The organism is Candidatus Kurthia intestinigallinarum, from assembly GCF_003991225.1.
Lineage (GTDB): Bacteria > Bacillota > Bacilli > Bacillales_A > Planococcaceae > Kurthia > Kurthia populi.
On sequence record NZ_JTFC01000041.1, the window covers coordinates 60,512 to 80,574 of the forward strand.

Consider the following 20,063-nt stretch of genomic DNA (forward strand, 5'->3'; position numbering starts at 1 on the left):
CTGTAATTAGTTTCCAATAATTACAAAACAATTCTTTCTGGAGGGTATTACATGAAAAAACTAAGCAAGTGGGCAATTGCAACAGCACTCACAACTTCAGCATTTGGATTAAGCTATGCGGCAGCACCATCATCTGCAACACAAGCACAGGCAGCGACGGTGAAATATTCGCAGGTGGACCATCTAAATATCCGTACAAGTGCAAGTACGAAAGCAAAAGTAGTTGGGCAATATAAAAGAAATAGTAAGGTAACGGTTATTAAAAGCTTTAATTCAAAATGGTATCAAGTATCTTACAAAGGCGTAAAACGCTATGTAAGTAAAGCTTATGTGAAAAAACTTCCTGTGGCAGTAGCACTTGGCTACGTAAAAACAGGTGGTGCGAATTTAAATATTCGTTCAGGTCCGAGCACAAAATATAAAGTAATTGGAAGCTATAAAGACGGCAAATTAATTTCATTAACAAGCTATGATAATGCAAAATGGTATCAAGTTGTGTACAAAGGGAAAATCGGCTATGTGTCCGCTAAATATGTACATGGGCCATTTGACGCTCTGTAATAAAGTAGTAGGCCTTCAACAGTTGACTGTTGAAGGTCTTTTTTTGAGGAATGAAAAAAACCCTTTGCAAGAAAGGGGTGGAAATAATCTAGTGTTGATTGTGTGCGGTCAGAAAGTGCAAAATATTATCTTCCTGTACGGTGTTCACAGCGACTTTATTGTGCTGGATTTTCCCGCATCGGAGGCACTTATGGACAAGCTGATACCCTTTTTTACGGTTTAAAATAATTTCTTGCTAAATCAATGGCGCCAAGCTCATCAGCAGGTAGCTCTTCTTGTGGATAAATGGCTTCAACCGGGCACACCGTTTCGCAGGCGCCGCAGTCAATACACACATCTGGGTCAATGACATACTGCGTACCGGCAAGGACAATGCAATCAACCGGGCATGCAGCAAGGCAGGTGGCAGCTTTTTCATTTTGACAAGCACTCGTAATTACAAAAGCCATGTTACGCACCTCCTAAAGAATGTAGCACGTCATGCGGTGTATTGGCATAGTAGTCTGCATTTGTTTGCTGCAAGAAAGCGCGTAGTAATTCCTTGGAACGTGCATCCATATGCGCAATTATCGTTTTGCCTTTCATCGCGTGGTCTAAAAAATTTACTTGCTCCGGTAAGGATTTGTAACCAAGTTTAATGCGGCGCTCGGACTTGGCTACGCGGACTTCACTTGCTGTAATCGCATGATAATAAGGACCTTTGTCATTCAATTCCATTGCCATCCAAACAATCCAGTACGCATAATACTCTTCGGTGGCATGAGCTTTATCTGGTGAAAAGCGCACCTTTTTTTCAATCTGGCTACGACCATGTAAGGCGTCAATATCGATGTAAGCCTCGTCCTTATCACAGTCGATAATGATTGGTGTGATATTGTTTAAATCAATGACCCCAACACCAAAGCCGCCATCTCCATCCGTCGAATCGTTTTTTAAAATTGTAAATGCCATCTTTTTCATGTATCTTGCGCCTCCTTTAGCCTTCTGTTACTACCAACATAGCATGCTGTTAATATGCTTTCTTCGGTCATAGGAATGAAGGTTACAAAGTTCATTCAAAAGGCTGAAAGAGTGGAGCGGTGAGTGTACACTTGCACATTTCGTTGAAAAGAAATGCGAAAATTGTCATCGAAGTAAGTATGACGCTACTAGCTGTGGTACCATTAATAGAGGTAATGTTTATGTAGCTTGTCATGACATATAAAAGTTGCAGGCATTTGTGGAGGTAGAACATGGAGCTTGTTCATGAGTTAATTTCCCAATATGGGTATCTGATTGTTTTTGTTAATTTGATTTTAGGTCTTGTGGGCATCCCTGTGCCAGATGAAATACTGCTACTGGCGGTTGGCTATTTGACGAAGTTTGGATCACTTCATTATGGCTATGCACTGATTATTAGCTTTGCGGGCGCGTTTTCGGGAATGTTTATTAGTTTTGTTGTTGGCAAAAAGGCGGGGCAACCCCTTACAAGAAAGTTGTCAAAATGGCTTAGAGTAAAAGAAAAATCGAAAAAAAGAGTCAAGAAATTTATGGCAAAATATGGTCATCTATCGATTTTAATTGGTTGCTTTATTCCAGGCTTCCGTCAAATTATTAGTTATTTTTGCGGCACATCGAATATGAAAATGAGCGTTTATACAATGTATACGAGTATTGGTGCTTTTTCATGGTGCTTAGTTTTTATTACAGTGGGTCGTCTGATTGGTCACTTATGAGCTTCTGAGACTTTATTGGCGCTAGTAGATTATCGGTTCGTAACAAAAAGAAGGCATCATGTGAGCACATGATGCCTTCTTTTTTATGCCTATTTTTTCGCCTACGCATTCATTTTAGCAAAGGCAACTAGTTCGCCTTTATCACAAGATGTAAAGCCATTTTTTTCATAAAAATGACGTACATCTGGCGCTTCTTCTGTCAATAATACATGCTGGCGTACATGATTGTATTTTTCAAGCGTAAGCTGTAATAAATGCGTCGCGATGCCTTCGTTTTGATGGCTCGTTAACACTAAAATATCCTGAATGTAAAGAATTGTTAAGCCATCACCAATGACACGTACAAGGCCAATCAGTTTATCTTCTTGCCATGCTGAGAAGATGGCGAGTGATTGACGGCAAGCCTGCTGTAATAAGTCAAGGTCGCATGTGTAAGCTGTCCAGCCAACATCGCTGTATAAGGCTTCTAGCTGGTTAACTGGAATATTTTTGTCTTCTTTTACTATAAAATTCATTGATTTTCCTCCTCTTTCATTATGCTGTAGAGGAGTTAGCGTAATTTCACCATCAGTAAGACCACCTTTTTTAAAGTTGTCCTTAGTTTAATTGGAAAATTTAAACATGTCAATGCTAGTTAAACAACGCCGTTAGCATTGATGGCAAGGTCGCATAATCCGTTAGTACAGCGTCCGCTTCTATCGTTTTTTGCTGCGCGTCTGTTTTCAAAATGCCCTTCATACCTACCTGTTTTGCGGCCTGCACATCATTTAGCGGATGGTCGCCAATAAAAACACTTTCTAAAGGCGTGACATGTAGCTTTTCAAGCGCGCGTAAAAAAATGGCGGGATTCGGCTTTTTAATGCCTTGTGACTCTGATATGAGGATAACGTCAAAATAATGTGCAATACCGAGTGCCTGAATATTCGCTAGCTGAAAATCATGATAGCCGTTCGTAATAATACCGAGTGCGATTTGCTGTTGTGTGAGATGATACAGCATATCTTCAAGGTGAGGAAAGGCGATGCAGTGACGCGGAAAATTGGTTACATAATCTGCCAGTAACATCTGCCATGTAAGCGTAGAAGGGGGGAGTTCACTGAGAAGTTGCTGATATACGCGGTCTTTCCATACATAGCCGTAGTTGTCGAGCTCGATAAAACGCGTGCAATAGCGCTCCTTTGAAACAGCCTTTAATGCATCGAAGCGGTCATATTGGTCATCGATGAATGCTTTAAGAGAGGCCTCCCGGTTTAATAAAGTGCCATCTAAATCAAATAATACAGCTTTTAGCATGAGCAGTCCTCCAACAGAATTTTCGCCATTATAACATGAAAAAACCAGGAATTCGTGGATTCCTGGTTTTTATTTCTTAATACGGAGCGCCTTCTAAAAATGTACCATTACGATAGCTTGCGAAGGCTTCGTGTAATTCTTCTTTCGTATTCATAACGAATGGACCTTGTGCTTCAACAGGCTCTTTGATCGGTTCGCCACTGAAAATAACAAGTGTCATATCTTCTGCTGCATCAATTGAAATCGTTTCTGCATGGTCTACTGTATCAAATTGTACGGTATCAAAGGCTTTTAATGCTTCGCCGTTAATGTTGAAGGCACCATCTAAGCCGTAAAGATACGTGTTAAAGCCTGCTTGTACAGGGAAGTCATAGTGTGCGCCTTTTTCAAGCTGTACTTCTGCAAAAACGAATGGTGTTACTAATTCAAGTGGTGAAGTCGTACCATCTACGTCACCTGCAAATACTTTCACATGACCACCAGCGATGTCTTTTACAGGGACATCTGTGCTTGGTAAATCTTGATAATTTCCCGGTTGTTTTTTGTTTTCTGATGATAAATTAACCCATAATTGAAGGACACGTACTTCTTCGCCTACATCAGGATTTTCATTGTGAATAATCCCACGACCAGCCGTCATGATTTGGAAGTCGCCTTCTGTTAAGCGACCGCCGCCACCTGTTTTACTATCAAAGTGAGTTAAGCTACCTTCTAACACATACGTTACCGTTTGCATCCCTTTATGTGGATGATCCGCACATGTGTTATGTGCGAATTTATCATCCGCTAAAATGATAAATGGGTCACTTTTCATTGGGTCTTGAAGTTGTAATACGTAGCGTAAATTGCGTCCGTCACCACGTTGTAATGGGATTGATTGAATTGTATGAATACCTAACATTTGAATTCCTCCTCTAGTTTCTCGGACAGATGTTTTATAAGCAACACCTGTTGTATATCTATACTATCGTCGCTTTTGTAAAGGGTATCAACAGACAGCTACCGGTGTTTGTTGTTTAGGCAACACATTTTAAAAGATGTTGTGGAAAAATGGTATAATGAATTGGAGGTGAGGATATGCAATCAAAAACAGGAATTCACTATACATATGAGAAACGAGGCGCAAAGACACTTTGTGTGATGCTTTCAGGAACAAATTATACATACGACAAGCCATTAATGTATTACGGTTCTATGCTAATGAAAGAGAAAAACATCGATACCGTGCAGGTGCATTATGAGTATGATGACGCTTTTTTTACACAAGCTACAGCGACGATAACTGAGCGAATTACCGCAGATGTATCCTCTGTTATTGATGAGGTACTTGAAGCGGGGCAGTATGAGCGCATTTTATTTTACGGGAAATCGCTTGGTACGCTACCGCTAAGTTATGCATATGTGACAGCACAGTGGGATGTCGAAGTCGCTTTTATTATTTTAACGCCATTACTACAATTTGAAGGATTTACAGAGGGCTTACTTGCGAGCGACAAGCCCATGTTTGTGGTCATTGGAACGGAGGATGGGCATTACCGTGCGGATCATGTGAAGCGGTTAGCGCAAAAGGCGACGCTTTTAGAAATACCCGGGGCGAATCATTCGCTAGAACAGCGAGAGCCAAATGTCGACGTAGCGCTACAACATCTGCTCGACATTCAACAGAGGATTCAACAATTTATGAAGGAATGGTAAGGAATGCTCGATAAGGTTTTAAACTTTGCGAACGCGGATGAGCGCGTGCGTATGGTAGCGATGAATGGCTCGCGGACGAATGATAACGCGCCAAAGGATGCATTTCAGGATTATGATATTGCTTTTTTAGTGACGGATATGGCGAGTTTTTTAGCAGATGCGCAGTGGATCGATATTTTTGGTAAGCGCCTGATAATGCAAACGCCTGAAAATATGACGCTATTTCCTCCAGAGCTAGGTGGGCGCTTTAGCTATTTAATGCTTTTTGAAAATGGCGAGCGCCTTGATTTGATGCTCATTCCAATAGAGGAAAAACAGGCGTATTGTCACGAGGATAGCTTGACGCAGATTTTGCTGGATAAGGATGAAGAAATATCTTTAACAGCGCCTAGTGACCGCGACTACTGGGTGAAACAGCCGAGTGCGCTTGAGTTTGGAGATTGCTGCAATGAATTTTGGTGGCTGACGACCTATGTCGCAAAGGGCGAAGCGCGCGGTGAAGCGTTGTATGCGCTCGATCATCTAGCGAGCTGTCGTGAGATGCTTCGACTCATGATGACATGGCATGTTGGCATCGATACGAATTTTTCGTGCAGTGTTGGAAAAAATGAAAAATATTTGGCGCGCTATGTATCAAAGGAATGGTGGTCACGCCTCATAGCAACGTATAAGGACCCGCTTCATACGAAGGAAGCGCTTGAGATAATGATGACATTCTTTGAGGAAGTTGCTGCGCAGGTGGCGGAAAAATTAGCCTTTTCTTATGACGCACAGGAATTTTCTACGGTGCGATGTTATGTGATGGATGTTTTGAAAAGATAATGATGTTCGTAAAACGTTATATCGTCAATGGGACGTTTTTTATATTCATTTAATATGCATGTTATGTAACTAGTTACACGCGGGTTTTTTGCTGACAAAATTCGACTTCATTCTTCATTTTTACGCTATTTTGAACTATTAAGACGTAGTAAAAAGGGATTTTTATGCTATATATTTCAGAATAATATATGTGTAACATTGTATATATATAATTTATATATGATAAATATGTATTTAAGCGTATATGTGTTATAAATGAATGAATAAGGAGTTACAGCATGAAAGCAGAAAAACTATTTTTGATTCTGGGCATTCTTGGCTACGGCTTATTTATTGTATTATTCAATGGGCTTAGCATTACAAGCTTGACGATGCGTTTTGCATCAACACAGCCCGTGGAGAATTATGAGCTTTTCTTTTTTGGTATTAAAACCATTTTTATTTTTATTGTGCCGTTGATTTTAACAATCATTGCGATAAAGGGCTATAAAAAAGTAGATACAGAAGGTTTATCTAAAAAATGGGGAGTTTATTTTACAATCTCTGGCTTCTTAGGAAATCTATTTACGATGATTGCGGGCATTATCGTTCTTATGAAACAAGGAAATCAACCCGTATTAGCAGGTGTAGACGCTATGGAATCTATCAGTGAACAGCCAGAACCCGTGGAGCAAGCACATGAAAAAACAGAGGATACGACAGAAAAAACAGGTGTGACGTATAATCTTTTAGGCTTTCCGCATTTTGAAGGCGATGCAACAAAGTTTAGCGCACATCTACCAAAAGAGCTCTATCATGCGACCGATTTAATGCAAGCACAGGCCTGCGTTGAACAACTACAGCAAGCGCTTGATTCAGGTGAGCTATCAAAGGATATTTTTACTGCGCGTCAGTTAGCGGATATCCAACAAGGAAAATTGAAAATTCACGAATTAGTGTGGCATCATCATGAGGTCTCAGGAAAAATGGAGCTCGTTAGTTCCGCTTTTCATACAGTTCCACATGTCGGTGGACGTATTATATGGGGACATAAAGAACAGCCTGTTGAGCCGCAGTATTCTGATGAAACCGTGTCCTTTATTGATTCAAATGACGAAGTACCAATTGCGTCAGTTAGAGAGATTGAGCAGGACTTAGTTGTTCATTTACCAGAAATGTTTAAAGTAGTATTTTCAAAACATCATGGTTCCAATCTTTCTCTTTATCGCTTCCAGGTAAATGGCTATGAACGTGTATTTGGTAATTTTTTATCAGTCAAGGGAAATGAAAGCATCATGCTCTTTATGTATAGACTGGCAGGACCTCGTATCCTTCCGGCAGGGATTGTACCATTTGCGATTGACCCATTTGGTAATTTAATATGTTTCTGTTACACTTCAGAGGAGGATATACATCCACAGATTGTCTTTTGGCGACACGAGGAAGCAGTGCCAGAAGAGCATTTATTAGAAGACTTTGATAATGATCTAGAGGCAGTGGAATTATTTATGAGACGTAATAATTTATCATTTGTCGCAAAAGATTTTGATACGTTTATCAGTTTATTATATTAATAAAAACGAGCAACCATCACAAAATGGTTGCTCGTTTTTTATTGGAATAAACTATTGTTTCATTGTAAAATAATGGAGAAAAGAATGGGAGGCGACAAAATGATTCCGTTAGTATATGATGTGCTCAATCGCTGGGCAAAAGATGATGATTTTTTTAGTGGACTTGTAAAACGCTATGAACCAGAAACGATGGCTGACCTTGGTTGTGGGACAGGCCGGTTGACTTTACGCTTTGCAGAAGATTCGAAAGTGACTGGCATTGATCCAAACGAGGAGGCATTGGCTGTTGCACAAACAAAGCCACATGCAGAAAACGTCACATGGCGTGTGGGCGATAGTACGACGCTTGAAACAGCGGCATATGATTTGGTCGTAATGACAGCTAATGTATCGCAAGTATTTTTAACGGATGAAGCCTGGCAGCAGGTCGTAGAAGATGCATATCGTTCACTGAAGCCAGGTGGTCGCTTCGTATTTGATACGCGAAATCCTACTGTGCGTATATGGGAGCAGTGGATGCGTGATAGCTCACCAGATATCGCGCATGTAAATGACAAAACATATGAGGTTCATACAACATATGGCGGCTACAAAAATGAGATCTTTTCATTTAATGAAGCGGTATTTGATGGAGAGCAGGAAATTGAATCCGTTGATTTACACTTGCGGTTTCGTCCAATTGATGTGTGGCAAGCATCACTAGAGGAAGTAGGTTTTCATGTAGAAGTGTACGGTGATTTCACTTGGCGTACCGCAGATAGCCATTCAGAAAATGTTGTCTTTATTGCACAAAAAACGTTATAGCGTAAAAGGATTCCGTTTTGGAGTCCTTTTTTGTTTCCATTAAAGTGACTGCTAACAATTTGAATCGAGTGATTGCGAATGGCCGATCACCCCAAGGAGCGTGTTTTAGCTACGACATATTTTTAAATAAGTGCAAGGCATAAGTGAAATGACCTGTATTTGTGTTAGTCATTTGCTTTTAAGAATTAGTATCGCAAATCATTATTATATATTTGGCGATAGTTACAATTATTTTGTCTGAAGAGCTAGTAAAAAGCATCCTTTACGGCGTCTCTAGCGGGTGTTTTTTGCCCGTTTTTACGCTTTTAAGGGGCTTTTTCACACGAAGGATATGGCGATTAGCGGACGAAATTGTCTGATTGTCGTTTTTTCAATAAATTTTATTATGCGAGCGAATTTTGCTTTTTGAAGTGAAAAAAAGGGGCTGCTTTTTGCTCGAAATGGCCCCTTAGAGCCGCTGTTTTAGCATAAAAACCCCTTTTTCGGGAATCAAAAATAGTTATTATTTGCTTGCGTGTCGCGAAATGACTGTTTTTGTTGACGGATTATGCAAAATCATTAATAAAAGCTGCTCGTTTCATCAGACAATAGTTGTGCGTTGGCACTTATTTTTGAATATGTTGTATTCAAAACCCGCTTCTTGAGAGAATGAGCGATTTCTAATCATTCATTTGCTGCTATGTAATTTTGTCATACCAATAATGCTGAAAATTTTTAGAAAACGGATAGGCTGTCGCTTGACGAGTGAAATGGACTGAAATACTGCTTAAACGCATTAGAATTTGTTTTAAACGATGAAGTTGTTTGGGAATAGTGCTTTTTTTATTTAATAGAAATCGCAAATCGACTAATTAAAAATGTCTAAAAAATGACGGTAAAAATAGACAACTAACATGACATGACATTTGTCACTATAGGAAAACGCTTTCAGAAAATATCATGGAGTTATCTAGAGAATATGAGGAGTTACTGAAATGAAAATTGCTTGGATTACAGATACAGCTGCCTTCTTGAGCGCACAATTTATTAAAGATCACGCCATTCACGTCTTGCCACTGAACGTTGTTTTTGAAGAGGGCGCCTTGCGTGAAACCATTGATATGACGGAGCAGCAGTTTTATGAGAAATTACGTACAGCAGCAAAGCATCCGAAAACATCACAGCCGAGCTTTGGAGAACATGTGGCATTATACGAACAATTAAAGGCGGAGGGCTACGATTGTGCGATTGCGGTTCACACATCAGCGAAGCAATCAGGTACTTTTGCGAGCGCGACGATGGCTGCTGAGCAGGCTGGATTTAAAACATATCCAATCAATGCAAAAATTGGCTCGTACCCAATGCAGCGTATGCTTGAGTATGGTATAGAGCTTGCGGCAGCAGGTAAATCCCCTGAGGCCATTGTGTCATTGATTGAGGAAATGGTGACTCGCTCGGAGCTCGCGTTTATTCCAGCGAGCTTAGAAAATTTGCATAAGAGTGGTCGTGTGTCAGGGACAGCGATGTTTTTAAGCAATTTATTAAATATGAAATTAGTTATTGCGTATGATGATGAGGGTGTATGCAATGTTATCCATAAAGTACGTGCGACAAAGCGTGCGAAAAAAGCCGTTATGGAAAAATTAGATGCGGCGATTGCGAAGTCAGATGTAAAAGACGTAGCGATTATTCATTGCAACAATGATGAAGAAGTAACGAAATGGCAAAGTGAGCTTGAAGCGAGCTATCCAGCCATTCATTTTATGAAAACACCATTATCAGCAGCAGTAGGTGTTCATGCAGGCGAAGGTACGATTGGTCTTGCGTGGGTACGAGAATAGCGTTGTAAAACACTTTTGCTTAATAGGCAAAGGTGTTTTTTAATTCATTAAACTGAAAGGAACGAAATGGGGATGCAAAATCACCTACTAGACGGTCGTTAACTGAACGTATCATTCTACAAATGTAATTTAGTTAATATGTAATTTTGTTTATATGTTTACAAAAAATAACTCAGTCAAATTATTCGAAATCGATTGCATAATAGTGGGAACTTAATAATTCCATTTTAAGTGCTCTGTAGTAGTCTTATTTTAGGATACTTTAATGAGGTAAATGATAATCAATGAAATCGACTAGAATAAAAAAACGGCTCACAGGGAGCCGTTCTTTTATTTCACTTTTTTAATATGATAATACATACGTGTATCCATATCTACAGTAGGCCGGATTGAACGACCATTAATGACAACCGTTTTTTTATCCTTAGGCATAATCCCGATATACAGGCGATAATGCACACCTTCAGGGCTATGGAATGTCGTTTGACTATTGGCGGTCTGTCCGTCTGCAAAGCGAACGGTGAGCTTATTCGATACACGCGTCCACGCGAATTTTTCGTCGTTTTCTTGCTGCATCGCTGCGACGCCAATGCCTTCACCCTGTGTAGTTGTGGCGTGATAAATAATGAGTTGCTCATCGCCAAATTGCTTTGTCTCTAAAATATTTTCCTTCCGTGTGCCTTCTTTTTTTAAGCCTTTAAGGAGCGCTTCCTCGCGGCTATCATACCAAGTCAGCTTTTGGTTTGTTGGTGTGGGTGTTTCAGTTGGCGTGGTCGTACAGCCTGCGAGAATAGGAATCATCAGTGCAATTGCGAGTAGTTTTTTCATGCGGCCATCACCTCAGTATCCTATACCCCAATTTTAGATGAATTGCACTGCGCGCCCTGTTGGTAACAGCTCAAAAAGAGCCTCCTTTGAGCGCGGGAAGTGTTCGAGTGGCTTGATAATCTGTTTTTGAATTAAGGCCATCGTCGTTTCAAAAAGCCACGGTGTGTCGAGATGGGCCTTTTTTAAAATCGTATCATGCTTGAATAAATGAACTGGGTCCCCTTGATAAAGCAGCTGGCCATCACTGACGACAATAATTTCATCTGCCCATTCATAGGCAAAATTCACATCATGCGTCGATAAAATAATCGTGCGCTCAGGCGTGTGCAGTGTCGATAAAATCTGCATGATTTGCTGTGTATAATAGCCATCAAGTCCAGCAGAGGGCTCATCCAAAATCATCAATTCTGGCTCCATTGCTAGAACACCCGCAATGGCCACGCGTTTTTTCTGGCCGAGACTTAGAAAATGAAGGGGCTTTTTGCGCAAGGCTTCAATTTCAAGAAGATCAATAACAGCATCGACCTTTTGTTTAACGATTTTCTTATCCCAGCCAAGATTGGTCGGTCCAAAGGCGATATCCTGCTCAACCGTACCAGAAAAGAGCTGCGAGTCCGGGTCTTGAAAGACAATGCCCACTTTTTGGCGTAATGTTTGCAGGCCTTTACGTTTATAGTCTAGCGGCACGTCGTTGTATAAAACGGTGCCATTTGTTGGCTGTAAAAGGCCATTCATATGCTGAAAAAGAGTCGATTTCCCGGCACCGTTATTGCCAAGAAGGGCGATTTTTTTCCCCGTTGGAATGTCGAGGGATAAGTCATGTAATGCGGTCGTCCCGTCTCCGTATTGAAATGTGACGTGCTGAAAAGAAATCGTCATGTAAGAAGCCCTCCTAATGTGAAGTAAATAATAAATAAACCGCATAGACAAGCGGCAACACCGTACCAATTACGACGACATACACTATAGCCGTACAATGTATCGGTAATTGTATCATCATAGCAGCGCGCCTGCATCGCATTGTTGAGCTCATGTGCGCGCTTGAAGACATCCTTAAACATCGAAGTAATCAAAAAGCCAATTGACTGAATCCATCGCTTTTTATTTTGATAGCCAAGACGTGACTGCTGTGCCTGATAAATGCGCTGCATACTCGCTAAGAACACGAAAATAAAACGGTATGTTAATTCACATAAATCAACAAATACAATTGGGAATTTTAGTTTTCGCATCGCATAGGTAATGGCGGTAATGGGTGTCGTCAGCGTTAAAAAATACAAACAGCTAATGCTTGCGAGCACTGAAAAAAATAAATGATAGGCCGTATGAATACTTGCGGTGCCGATGAAAATCGTCACACCAAAGACGGTCCAATCCGCAACATGGCTCGGTAAATGAGTGGCGGTTGTAAAGGAAATTAAAATTCCTGCAAGGCTCGATAATAAGAAGAAGCCGGGTAGAAGGAGCAGTTTAAGATACGTTATTAGCGGAATTTTTGCGGCAATTAAAATGAAAACACTCATTACGAAAAACGTAATGAGTGAAATCAGCACATCTTTTGTTGAAATGGCAAATAATAAAAATACAAATGAAAAGGCCATTTTTTCAAGTGGATGCACCGTCGCTAAACGATTAACGTAGGCGTATTGATCAATGGGAATCATGCAGATCCTTGTCCACTTTTTTTGAGCGTCCGCGCATTAAACCGCAGAAGTAACCGATAAATCCTGCACCAATTGCCGCTTGTAGTGCAAATAATAAACTTTCAATTTCGCCACTTGGTGGTTCCCAAAGGCTTGAAAACCATGGCTCATAATCTTTGTTGATTTCAGTAATGGCCGCTTCCGCTTCACCATCAGCGCCGCCAAACTCAGCGCCTTTTTGAAGGAATAGTGGCACAATGGCTAAAATAATAACGATGGCGATTAATAAGAGATTTTTTTTGAACATTATGCCGCCTCCTTATTTTTTTTGAAAATATTTAATGCTTTTAATTCAGCAATATTGTATTTACGTAAGAAGTTCATGACAACAACGGTTAATAACCCTTCGCTAATCGCAAGTGGAATTTGTGTGAAAGCGAAAATGCTCGCAAATTTACCGAATGATGCGAAAATACCACCAGACTCAGCTGGGAAGGCAAGTGCTAATTGGAAGGATGTCACTACATATGTACCGAGGTCACCAAGCATCGCTGCTAAAAAGACCGCAACAGAGAACGACCAACCAACTTTTTGTGCGCCTTTAAAAACATACCACGCAATGATTGGACCAGCGACTGCCATTGAAAAAGCATTGGCGCCAAGTGTTGTCAGGCCACCATGCGCAAGTAAAAGTGCTTGGAATAGTAGAACGATAGAGCCGACAACACTCATCGCAAGCGGTCCGAATAATACCGTACCAAGGCCCACACCTGTTGGATGTGAACAACTTCCTGTCACAGATGGTATTTTTAGTGCAGATAAGACGAATGCAAACGCGCCAGATAAACCAAGCATCATTTTTGTTTCGGGATGCTCCTTAATCGTTTTCGTGATTGAACGAATCCCTAAAATAATGAATGGTAGCGCGAGTACCCACCAAAAGATGGCCCATTCGACTGGTAAAAAACCTTCCATAATGTGCATCGCATTCGCCCGCGTTGGTACGAGCAGTAAAATGGGCGCGAAGTACATTAATTTTAATAATTTTTTCATGCAAAATCCCCCTTATAAAAGTAGAGGAATGTACGAAAAAAGCCTATCTCCATAACGGAAATAGGCACAAAAAGACAGCATTCATCGTAAGTTTGTCTTTCGTACACCTATCCTCGTAGGCCGAATTGATTTTACGGCAGGTCTCCTGGCTTCGCGTCAACATTTCATTACACCTTCCCATCGTCTAGACAGTGGCATACGCAATGAAACTCAGCATCACAGTTGCGGGACAGCACTTGTTTTTCACAAGTTTCCCTTTTAAGCGAATAATTGATTATCCGCACCGTAAAATTGTATATAATTTTTCGACATTTCGTAAAATAGCTTATCATTGTCGTGGGAATTTGCCAATAACAATTTTTATTTCAATTTATTTGAAATCAAAAAAACTGTATCAATACAGAGAAAATGCTGTGATTTCAAGCGATTTATGCGAATTTTCTTTTGTACTATAACATCATAGTAAAAAAAGATTTGAAAAGTAAGATAATTACCGATATGATGAAAATAAGATTTTTTAAAAACTAAATACTAACGATACATTTTAGAAGTGCCTCGTTGTGAGGATAATAGGGAAAATGGTGAGAAGCCATTACAGCCCCCGCTACTGTAAGAGTGTTGAGGTCATCAAATCCATTGGCTAAAGCTGAGAAGGGATGACGTCATAGACACTTGAGTCAGGAAACCTGCTTTTAAAATCGGACAAAACTTTTCGGAGGGAGAAGCTTTTGGACAAACTTTATTTGCAGTATTTTTTAAATTTGCGAATTTTCAGTATGTTCAGCCTTTTATTCTCCGGAATAGAGGGCTTTTTTTGTTGTCTTCATTGTCCGAATGGGGAGTTGTGAGTGACAAGAAATGGAGGAAGTAGCATGGCACAGGGTAAATTATTCGTCGTCGGGTTTGGACCAGGGGACTTTCAACATATTACGAATCGTGCAGTCGATGTACTGAAAATGAGTGATGTGGTGATCGGGTACAAAACGTATGTCGATTTAATCAAAGATTTAATTACAGCAAAAGCAGTTGTCAGTACAGGGATGACGGAGGAAGTATCACGTGCACAGGAAGCGGTGAAGCAAGCAGAGGCCGGCGAAATCGTATCCGTTATTTCAAGTGGTGATGCGGGTGTATATGGTATGGCAGGGCTTGTGTATGAAGTGTTAATCGAAAAGGGCTGGACGGAAGAAACGGGTATACCGGTTGAAATCGTGCCAGGTATTTCGGCAATCAACTCATGTGCATCCTTACTTGGCGCACCGGTCATGCATGACTCATGTACGATTAGCTTGAGTGACCACTTAACACCATGGGATTTAATTTCAAAACGAATTGAAGCAGCCGCAATGGCGGATTTCGTTATTGCACTGTACAACCCGAAAAGTGGTCGTCGTACGCGCCAAATCGTTGAAGCACAGCGTATTTTACTTGAATATCGTCATCCAGATACACCAGTTGGCCTGGTAAAAAGTGCGTATCGTGATTCACAGCATATTACGATGACGACTTTATCGGAAATGCTAACGCATGACATTGGCATGTTGACAACCGTTGTTATCGGGAATTCATCAACATTTTTCTATGATAATAAAATGATTACGCCTCGTGGCTATCAAAAGAAATATACATTAGGCGAAGAAAAGCAACCGCTGAAGCCGCATCAGCGCTTGAAGAAGGAAGCAGAACCATGGGCAATGGATCAGGAGACAGGGCGTTCTTATGAGCCCGTAGCACCTGCACCAGAAAAAAAGCCTGAGCCATTAAAGCCTGCCGAGTCGGCCCTATCTTTAGCGGAGGAGGCACTTGGTTGCTTAGGTGTCGAGGTTTTTGAGCCAAAGCACTATGTGCATCAGAAAATGGAATCGATTTTTGAATTAGCCGTTAGTCCAGGTGTGGCTAATAAAAAAATTACGCCGCAGCAAATGATGACACTCGCAGATGTTGTCGGTGAAAAAGGCACGATGGAATATACGCCAGAGCATGAATTTATTTTGCGCATTCCAACGACGGCCCCTGAGCTTATTACGGACCGTTTGAAGGAATCAGGCTTACTTGTTTCACCATACGGCGACGTGGCACGTATTAAAGCGTGTGATTTCTGTGATGGTGAAAAGGCGGATTCAATTCCATATGCAGAGGAGCTACACAGCGTTCTTGGCGGTATGAATTTACCGAAGGAATTAAATATTGGCTTTAATGGCTGTGGGATGGCATGTTACCGCGCGGTGATGGATGACATTGGGATTGTCTACCGTAAAGGGGCCTTTGATGTCTTTATCGGCGCGAAGCCAGTAGGTCGCACCGCGCATCCTGGTCAGCCCGTTGTCGAAGGCTTATCAAAAGAGCAGCTTGTGCCAATGGTAGAAGGGCTTGTGGCGGAATATAAAGAGAATGCGCATCCAAATGAACGATTATTTAAATATTTCAAGCGCGTGAAGAAACTAGGCAACTTCGTCTATCAGGATATTGCACCAAAAATTAAAATTGCTCCTGCACCATGCGGAGATTAGGAGATAAAGCGTATGTTATTTTTAGCTGGAACAAGTGATGCTCGTGCACTCGCTGTTCGTCTAGCTGCACACTATGATGTGCTTGCAACCGTCGTAACCGATTCGGCAGCGAAAAGCTTAACAGATGAGGGCATTCCTACCTTTGTTGGGCGTTTAACAGCTGAGGAAATGGCTGCAAAGGTGAAAGAACGTGGTGACGACATGATCGTTGATGCGAGCCATCCATTTGCAGAAGAGGCGTCAAAAAATGCGCAGGAAGCTGCGAAGTTAGCGGGTGTACCGTATTGCCGCTATGAGCGTACATCAGAGGATTTTACAAATCCACTCATTACAGCGGTTGAAACGTATGAACAAGCGGCAGATGTCGCACTCGCTCGTAAGGGGAACGTTATGCTACTAACAGGCAGTAAGACGCTGCAAATTTTTGCAGATAAATTAGTTGGTGTTGACGGTATTCGCATGATTGCGCGTATGCTACCGCGTCTAGACAATATGGAAAAATGCGCCGCACTTGGCGTTGAACAAAAAAATATTATTGCGATGCAAGGACCGTTTTCTCGTGAACTGAATGAGGCGTTATATAAGCAGTTTGACACGACGCTAATGATTACGAAGGAAAGCGGAAAAGCTGGCTCCGTAGATGAAAAAATTACGGCGGCGCTTGATTTAGGCATCGAGGTTGTGCTCATTACACGACCAAAAATTCAATATGACAATGCATTCGACACATTTGAAGCAGTCGAACAATTTATAGGGGGAATTTTACATGACAAATGATACAGAGCAAAAAGAATTATTTATCAATACCGATAACTTCAATACGGATTTTACACCGCTTACAGTTGAGCCAAACCGTATTTATGACTATAGCTTTGAAACGATTTTAGAAGAGTATGGTCCACATGATTACAATGACGATGAATGGTCAATTATTCGCCGTATCGTCCATGCTTCAGCGGATTTTGAATTAGGAAAAAGTGTAATTTTACATCCAGATGCGATTCGTGCAGGTGTGGAATCAATTCGTGCAGGTCGTCCGGTTATTGCTGATGTGCAAATGATTCAAAGTGGCTCAGGACGTAAACGATTCCAAAAACATGGCGGCGACTTATTCTGTCATATCGCCGATGAGGACGTATCAAAAATGGCGAAAGAGCATAATACAACGCGTGCGATTATTTCGATGCAAAAAGCGGCTCGCTTACATGAAGGTGGTATTTATGCCATTGGGAATGCGCCAACTGCTTTACTTGAACTGATTCGTTTAATTCGTGAAGGCATCGCGAAGCCAGACTTAATTATTGGAATGCCGGTTGGTTTCGTATCAGCAGCTGAGTCAAAAGAGGAGCTTGCGAAAGTAACAGAAGTACCATTCATTACAAATGTAGGGCGTAAAGGCGGTAGTACGGTAACTGTTGCAGCGCTAAATGCGATTTCGATTCTGGCGGATCGTCAAGACTAGCGTGGAGAAACGAAAGAAAAAAGACCCGAAAGATATGCGCTCGGGGTATACGACCGGCGCCTGTGCAACGGCCACCACAAAGGCTGCACTTATTGCACTACTGACGGGCGAGGAGCAAGAAACGGTAACTATTTTTTTACCGGTCGGCAAGTATGCGACATTTACGATGGAACATACCGTACATGTTGGGGATGCGGTGCGATGCGGCACAATTAAAGATGCGGGCGATGACCCGGATGTGACGCATTTAGCACTTATCGAATCGACCGTATCGTTTATCGATGGGGAAGACGTTGTACTAGATGGTGGCATCGGTGTAGGGCGTGTCACAAAGCCTGGTTTACCGGTGCCTGTAGGGGAGGCAGCCATCAATCCAGTACCACGAAAGATGCTACATGAAGTCGTAAATGAAACACTTGCACAATTTGGTGTGAAGCGTGGGGTGAAGGTCGTCATTTCTGTTCCGACAGGAGAGGAATTGGCGAAGAAAACACTGAATGGACGTCTAGGAATTCTAGGCGGCATTTCGATTTTAGGCACGCGTGGCACCGTCGTACCATTTTCAAGCGCTGCGTATATGGCGAGTATTTCCGAAGCGGTCAGCGTGGCACATGCTGCCGGTCAGCAACATTTAGTGCTGACAACCGGTGGGCGTAGTGAACGCTATGCGATGGCGCTGTTTCCGGAGCTTGCAGAGGAATGCTTTATTGAAATGGGCGATTTTGTAGGACATGCACTGAAGCATTGTAAAAAGCATGACATTAAAAAAGTAACGCTCGTTGGCATGATGGGGAAATTTTCAAAAGTCGCACAGGGCGTCATGATGGTGCATTCAAAAAGCGCGCCGATTGATTTTAACTTCCTTGCAGAGCTTGCAGGCGATGTTGGAGTACCAGAGAATCTGCAAGACGAAGTACGCGCGGCAAATACGGCTTCACATGTTGGCGAAATTATGTCCGAGCATGGCTATGATATTTTTTTCAATCATTTATGTGAGGCATGCTGTTACTCGGCGATTCATCATACCGGTGGCGGCATCGAATTAAGTACCTTTATTTATTCCATGAAGGGCGAACAACTAGGAAGGGCTGAGAACATTGACAACATCGATCAAATTGATTGGCATCGGGGATAGTGGTGTCGATTCATTAAGCACAGAAAAGAAACAATTCATCGAAGACAGTGATGTGTTAGTCGCAGGAGAGCGTGTTCTCGCCTTCTTCGATACATATAACGGCAAGAAAATTGTTATTAAAGGCGGGCTAAAAAAGGTCGTCGCAGACATTTTAGCGTCACAGGGCAATATCGTCATTTTAGCCTCAGGTGACCCATTATTTTACGGCATTGGCAACTATCTTGCATCAAAAATGACACTAGAGGTATACCCGCATTTAAGTTCGGTTCAATTAGCGTTTGCGCGTCATCAATTGTCATGGCAAGACGCCAAAGTTGTGAGCTTACATGGCCGGTCAATAAAAGGCCTCGCACAAAAAATAAATGGTGAGAAAAAAGTTGCGCTGCTGACAGATGACATCAATACACCCAATGCCATTGCCGATTATTTACTTGATTTTGGCTTTCACGAATACCGCGCCTTTGTTGCAGAGAATTTAGAGGGGGCCGATGAGCGCTGTCGCCATTTTTCATTAGAAGACATGCGTACAGCTGAATTTTCACCGCTAAATGTCGTTATTTTACACGCCACAGAAGCGCCGAAAGTTTGGCCACTTGGCATTGAAGATGAGGAATTTTCACAGCGTAAGCCCGATAAAGGCTTGATTACGAAAAAGGAAATTCGTGTGTTATCGATTCAGCAGCTAAATGTCAAAGAGGATTCGATTGTGTGGGATATTGGTACATGCACAGGGTCGATGGGCATTGAAGCCGGACGCATCGCGAAAAACGGTGCGGTGTATGCTATTGAAAAAAATGAGCCTGACTTAGCCAATTGTTTAGAAAATCAGCGCAAATTCCGCGTGGATATGACCGCTATTCATGGCAAGGCACCGGAGCGTTTGGATGAATTTCCAAATCCAGATGCCGTATTCCTTGGCGGTACAGGCGGCAATATGAAAGATTTACTCGCGACGATTGCGGGCCGTTTAAATGAAGGTGGACGCATCGTTTTAAATGCAGCAACGATTGAAAACTTAGCAAAAGCTGTTGAAACCTTTAAAGAATTAGGGCTTACTGTATCGATTATTCAAGCGCAAATTTCTCGCAGTAAACCAATTTTAAATATGACACGCTTTGTGCCATTAAATCCAATATACATTATTACAGCAGTTAGGGAGGAAATTTAAC

The 20,063-nt window shown here is 41.7% G+C and carries 23 protein-coding genes and 2 riboswitches; of the genes, 12 read left to right on the forward strand and 11 right to left on the reverse strand.

What is annotated here, in order from left to right; translation table 11 throughout:
* Positions 1-51: 51 nt before the first annotated feature.
* Positions 52-561: an SH3 domain-containing protein gene (locus QI30_RS16000; protein WP_126991585.1), complete on the forward strand. Its 510-nt coding sequence runs from the start codon at positions 52-54 to the stop codon at positions 559-561.
* 88 nt (positions 562-649) lie between these two features.
* Here QI30_RS16000 and QI30_RS21265 read toward each other — a convergent pair whose 3' ends face one another.
* The 3 genes from QI30_RS21265 to QI30_RS16015 are packed head-to-tail and all read right to left on the reverse strand — an operon-like array spanning position 650 to position 1,521.
* Positions 650-790 carry an RNHCP domain-containing protein gene (locus tag QI30_RS21265; RefSeq protein WP_126991668.1) on the reverse strand — a complete coding sequence of 47 codons (141 nt, stop codon included), beginning with the start codon at positions 788-790 and terminating at the stop codon, positions 650-652.
* Complete coding sequence (locus QI30_RS16010; protein ID WP_126991586.1) at positions 774-1,010, reverse strand: DUF362 domain-containing protein; 237 nt, start codon at positions 1,008-1,010, stop codon at positions 774-776. The genes QI30_RS21265 and QI30_RS16010 overlap by 17 nt, the downstream gene beginning before the upstream one ends.
* Before the next feature lies 1 nt (position 1,011).
* Complete coding sequence (locus tag QI30_RS16015; RefSeq protein WP_126991587.1) at positions 1,012-1,521, reverse strand: YwhD family protein; 510 nt, start codon at positions 1,519-1,521, stop codon at positions 1,012-1,014.
* Positions 1,522-1,793: 272 nt separating this feature from the next.
* On the opposite strand from QI30_RS16015, the gene QI30_RS16020 reads away from it, so the two are divergent.
* Positions 1,794-2,276: a DedA family protein gene (locus QI30_RS16020; protein ID WP_126991588.1), complete on the forward strand. Its 483-nt coding sequence runs from the start codon at positions 1,794-1,796 to the stop codon at positions 2,274-2,276.
* A 101-nt stretch (positions 2,277-2,377) separates the two neighbouring features.
* Here the strand turns inward: QI30_RS16020 and QI30_RS16025 are convergent, their stop codons facing one another.
* From QI30_RS16025 to QI30_RS16035, 3 genes are all read right to left on the reverse strand, one after another.
* Positions 2,378-2,791, reverse strand: a complete 414-nt coding sequence (locus QI30_RS16025; protein WP_126991589.1) for a GNAT family N-acetyltransferase — start codon at positions 2,789-2,791, stop codon at positions 2,378-2,380.
* 115 nt (positions 2,792-2,906) lie between these two features.
* Positions 2,907-3,569 carry an HAD family hydrolase gene (locus QI30_RS16030; RefSeq protein ID WP_126991590.1) on the reverse strand — a complete coding sequence of 221 codons (663 nt, stop codon included), beginning with the start codon at positions 3,567-3,569 and terminating at the stop codon, positions 2,907-2,909.
* Between the two features lie 76 nt (positions 3,570-3,645).
* Complete coding sequence (locus tag QI30_RS16035) at positions 3,646-4,470, reverse strand: pirin family protein (protein ID WP_126991591.1); 825 nt, start codon at positions 4,468-4,470, stop codon at positions 3,646-3,648.
* A 176-nt stretch (positions 4,471-4,646) separates the two neighbouring features.
* Here QI30_RS16035 and QI30_RS16040 point away from each other — a divergent pair, with 176 nt between their 5' ends.
* From QI30_RS16040 to QI30_RS16060, 5 genes are all read left to right on the forward strand, one after another.
* Complete coding sequence (locus QI30_RS16040; RefSeq protein WP_126991592.1) at positions 4,647-5,264, forward strand: alpha/beta hydrolase; 618 nt, start codon at positions 4,647-4,649, stop codon at positions 5,262-5,264.
* A gap of 3 nt (positions 5,265-5,267) precedes the next feature.
* On the forward strand, positions 5,268-6,086 hold the full coding sequence (locus QI30_RS16045) for an aminoglycoside 6-adenylyltransferase (RefSeq protein WP_126991593.1): 819 nt from the start codon (positions 5,268-5,270) through the stop codon (positions 6,084-6,086).
* A 278-nt stretch (positions 6,087-6,364) separates the two neighbouring features.
* Positions 6,365-7,639, forward strand: a complete 1,275-nt coding sequence (locus QI30_RS16050; protein ID WP_126991594.1) for an HNH endonuclease — start codon at positions 6,365-6,367, stop codon at positions 7,637-7,639.
* Positions 7,640-7,738: 99 nt separating this feature from the next.
* On the forward strand, positions 7,739-8,443 hold the full coding sequence (locus QI30_RS16055) for a class I SAM-dependent methyltransferase (protein WP_126991595.1): 705 nt from the start codon (positions 7,739-7,741) through the stop codon (positions 8,441-8,443).
* Between the two features lie 974 nt (positions 8,444-9,417).
* Positions 9,418-10,263, forward strand: a complete 846-nt coding sequence (locus QI30_RS16060) for a DegV family protein (RefSeq protein ID WP_126991596.1) — start codon at positions 9,418-9,420, stop codon at positions 10,261-10,263.
* Positions 10,264-10,593: 330 nt separating this feature from the next.
* Here the strand turns inward: QI30_RS16060 and QI30_RS16065 are convergent, their stop codons facing one another.
* From QI30_RS16065 to QI30_RS16085, 5 genes are read right to left on the reverse strand one after another with little or no spacing between them, the layout of a single operon-like run.
* Positions 10,594-11,091 (reverse strand): hypothetical protein, encoded by a 498-nt coding sequence (locus QI30_RS16065; RefSeq protein ID WP_126991597.1) that lies wholly within the window; start codon positions 11,089-11,091, stop codon positions 10,594-10,596.
* A gap of 33 nt (positions 11,092-11,124) precedes the next feature.
* Positions 11,125-11,970 carry an energy-coupling factor ABC transporter ATP-binding protein gene (locus QI30_RS16070; protein ID WP_126991598.1) on the reverse strand — a complete coding sequence of 282 codons (846 nt, stop codon included), beginning with the start codon at positions 11,968-11,970 and terminating at the stop codon, positions 11,125-11,127.
* Positions 11,967-12,755 (reverse strand): cobalt ECF transporter T component CbiQ, encoded by a 789-nt coding sequence (gene cbiQ / locus QI30_RS16075; RefSeq protein WP_126991599.1) that lies wholly within the window; start codon positions 12,753-12,755, stop codon positions 11,967-11,969. Before cbiQ ends, QI30_RS16070 begins: the two co-directional genes overlap by 4 nt.
* Positions 12,742-13,041 carry an energy-coupling factor ABC transporter substrate-binding protein gene (locus QI30_RS16080; RefSeq protein ID WP_126991600.1) on the reverse strand — a complete coding sequence of 100 codons (300 nt, stop codon included), beginning with the start codon at positions 13,039-13,041 and terminating at the stop codon, positions 12,742-12,744. Before QI30_RS16080 ends, cbiQ begins: the two co-directional genes overlap by 14 nt.
* Positions 13,041-13,787, reverse strand: coding sequence for an energy-coupling factor ABC transporter permease (locus QI30_RS16085; protein ID WP_126991601.1), 747 nt, complete (start codon positions 13,785-13,787; stop codon positions 13,041-13,043). Before QI30_RS16085 ends, QI30_RS16080 begins: the two co-directional genes overlap by 1 nt.
* 118 nt (positions 13,788-13,905) lie before the next feature.
* Positions 13,906-14,090: riboswitch (cobalamin riboswitch) on the reverse strand.
* Between the two features lie 228 nt (positions 14,091-14,318).
* Positions 14,319-14,495: riboswitch (cobalamin riboswitch) on the forward strand.
* Between the two features lie 164 nt (positions 14,496-14,659).
* Between QI30_RS16085 and cobJ the strand changes: the two genes are divergently transcribed.
* Genes cobJ through cbiE form a run of 5 tightly spaced genes read left to right on the forward strand, consistent with a single transcriptional unit; the run spans position 14,660 to position 20,062 of the window.
* Entirely contained in the window at positions 14,660-16,297 is a 1,638-nt protein-coding gene (gene cobJ, locus QI30_RS16090) for a precorrin-3B C(17)-methyltransferase (protein ID WP_126991602.1), read from the forward strand.
* A gap of 12 nt (positions 16,298-16,309) precedes the next feature.
* Entirely contained in the window at positions 16,310-17,074 is a 765-nt protein-coding gene (cobK, locus tag QI30_RS16095) for a precorrin-6A reductase (RefSeq protein ID WP_126991603.1), read from the forward strand.
* Positions 17,064-17,759 (forward strand): precorrin-8X methylmutase, encoded by a 696-nt coding sequence (locus QI30_RS16100; protein ID WP_233600619.1) that lies wholly within the window; start codon positions 17,064-17,066, stop codon positions 17,757-17,759. Before cobK ends, QI30_RS16100 begins: the two co-directional genes overlap by 11 nt.
* Position 17,760: 1 nt before the next feature.
* Positions 17,761-18,894 (forward strand): cobalt-precorrin-5B (C(1))-methyltransferase, encoded by a 1,134-nt coding sequence (locus QI30_RS16105; RefSeq protein ID WP_126991604.1) that lies wholly within the window; start codon positions 17,761-17,763, stop codon positions 18,892-18,894.
* Positions 18,857-20,062: a precorrin-6y C5,15-methyltransferase (decarboxylating) subunit CbiE gene (gene cbiE, locus QI30_RS16110; protein WP_126991605.1), complete on the forward strand. Its 1,206-nt coding sequence runs from the start codon at positions 18,857-18,859 to the stop codon at positions 20,060-20,062. Before QI30_RS16105 ends, cbiE begins: the two co-directional genes overlap by 38 nt.
* The last annotated feature ends 1 nt before the right edge of the window (position 20,063 follow it).

Excerpts from the sequence above, each read along its gene's own strand:
- QI30_RS16020 (WP_126991588.1), top strand. The coding sequence starts at position 1,794 with ATGGAGCTTGTTCATGAGTTAATTTCCCAATATGGGTATCTGATTGTT.
- cbiQ (WP_126991599.1), bottom strand. The coding sequence starts at position 12,755 with ATGATTCCCATTGATCAATACGCCTACGTTAATCGTTTAGCGACGGTG.
- QI30_RS16070 (WP_126991598.1), bottom strand. The coding sequence starts at position 11,970 with ATGACGATTTCTTTTCAGCACGTCACATTTCAATACGGAGACGGGACG.
- QI30_RS16055 (WP_126991595.1), top strand. The coding sequence starts at position 7,739 with ATGATTCCGTTAGTATATGATGTGCTCAATCGCTGGGCAAAAGATGAT.
- QI30_RS16080 (WP_126991600.1), bottom strand. The coding sequence starts at position 13,041 with ATGTTCAAAAAAAATCTCTTATTAATCGCCATCGTTATTATTTTAGCC.
- QI30_RS16050 (WP_126991594.1), top strand. The coding sequence starts at position 6,365 with ATGAAAGCAGAAAAACTATTTTTGATTCTGGGCATTCTTGGCTACGGC.
- QI30_RS16015 (WP_126991587.1), bottom strand. The coding sequence starts at position 1,521 with ATGAAAAAGATGGCATTTACAATTTTAAAAAACGATTCGACGGATGGA.
- QI30_RS16085 (WP_126991601.1), bottom strand. The coding sequence starts at position 13,787 with ATGAAAAAATTATTAAAATTAATGTACTTCGCGCCCATTTTACTGCTC.
- QI30_RS16000 (WP_126991585.1), top strand. The coding sequence starts at position 52 with ATGAAAAAACTAAGCAAGTGGGCAATTGCAACAGCACTCACAACTTCA.
- QI30_RS16100 (WP_233600619.1), top strand. The coding sequence starts at position 17,064 with ATGACAAATGATACAGAGCAAAAAGAATTATTTATCAATACCGATAAC.
- QI30_RS16065 (WP_126991597.1), bottom strand. The coding sequence starts at position 11,091 with ATGAAAAAACTACTCGCAATTGCACTGATGATTCCTATTCTCGCAGGC.
- QI30_RS16040 (WP_126991592.1), top strand. The coding sequence starts at position 4,647 with ATGCAATCAAAAACAGGAATTCACTATACATATGAGAAACGAGGCGCA.
- QI30_RS16030 (WP_126991590.1), bottom strand. The coding sequence starts at position 3,569 with ATGCTAAAAGCTGTATTATTTGATTTAGATGGCACTTTATTAAACCGG.
- QI30_RS16060 (WP_126991596.1), top strand. The coding sequence starts at position 9,418 with ATGAAAATTGCTTGGATTACAGATACAGCTGCCTTCTTGAGCGCACAA.
- QI30_RS16025 (WP_126991589.1), bottom strand. The coding sequence starts at position 2,791 with ATGAATTTTATAGTAAAAGAAGACAAAAATATTCCAGTTAACCAGCTA.
- cobJ (WP_126991602.1), top strand. The coding sequence starts at position 14,660 with ATGGCACAGGGTAAATTATTCGTCGTCGGGTTTGGACCAGGGGACTTT.
- cobK (WP_126991603.1), top strand. The coding sequence starts at position 16,310 with ATGTTATTTTTAGCTGGAACAAGTGATGCTCGTGCACTCGCTGTTCGT.
- QI30_RS16035 (WP_126991591.1), bottom strand. The coding sequence starts at position 4,470 with ATGTTAGGTATTCATACAATTCAATCAATCCCATTACAACGTGGTGAC.
- QI30_RS16045 (WP_126991593.1), top strand. The coding sequence starts at position 5,268 with ATGCTCGATAAGGTTTTAAACTTTGCGAACGCGGATGAGCGCGTGCGT.
- QI30_RS16010 (WP_126991586.1), bottom strand. The coding sequence starts at position 1,010 with ATGGCTTTTGTAATTACGAGTGCTTGTCAAAATGAAAAAGCTGCCACC.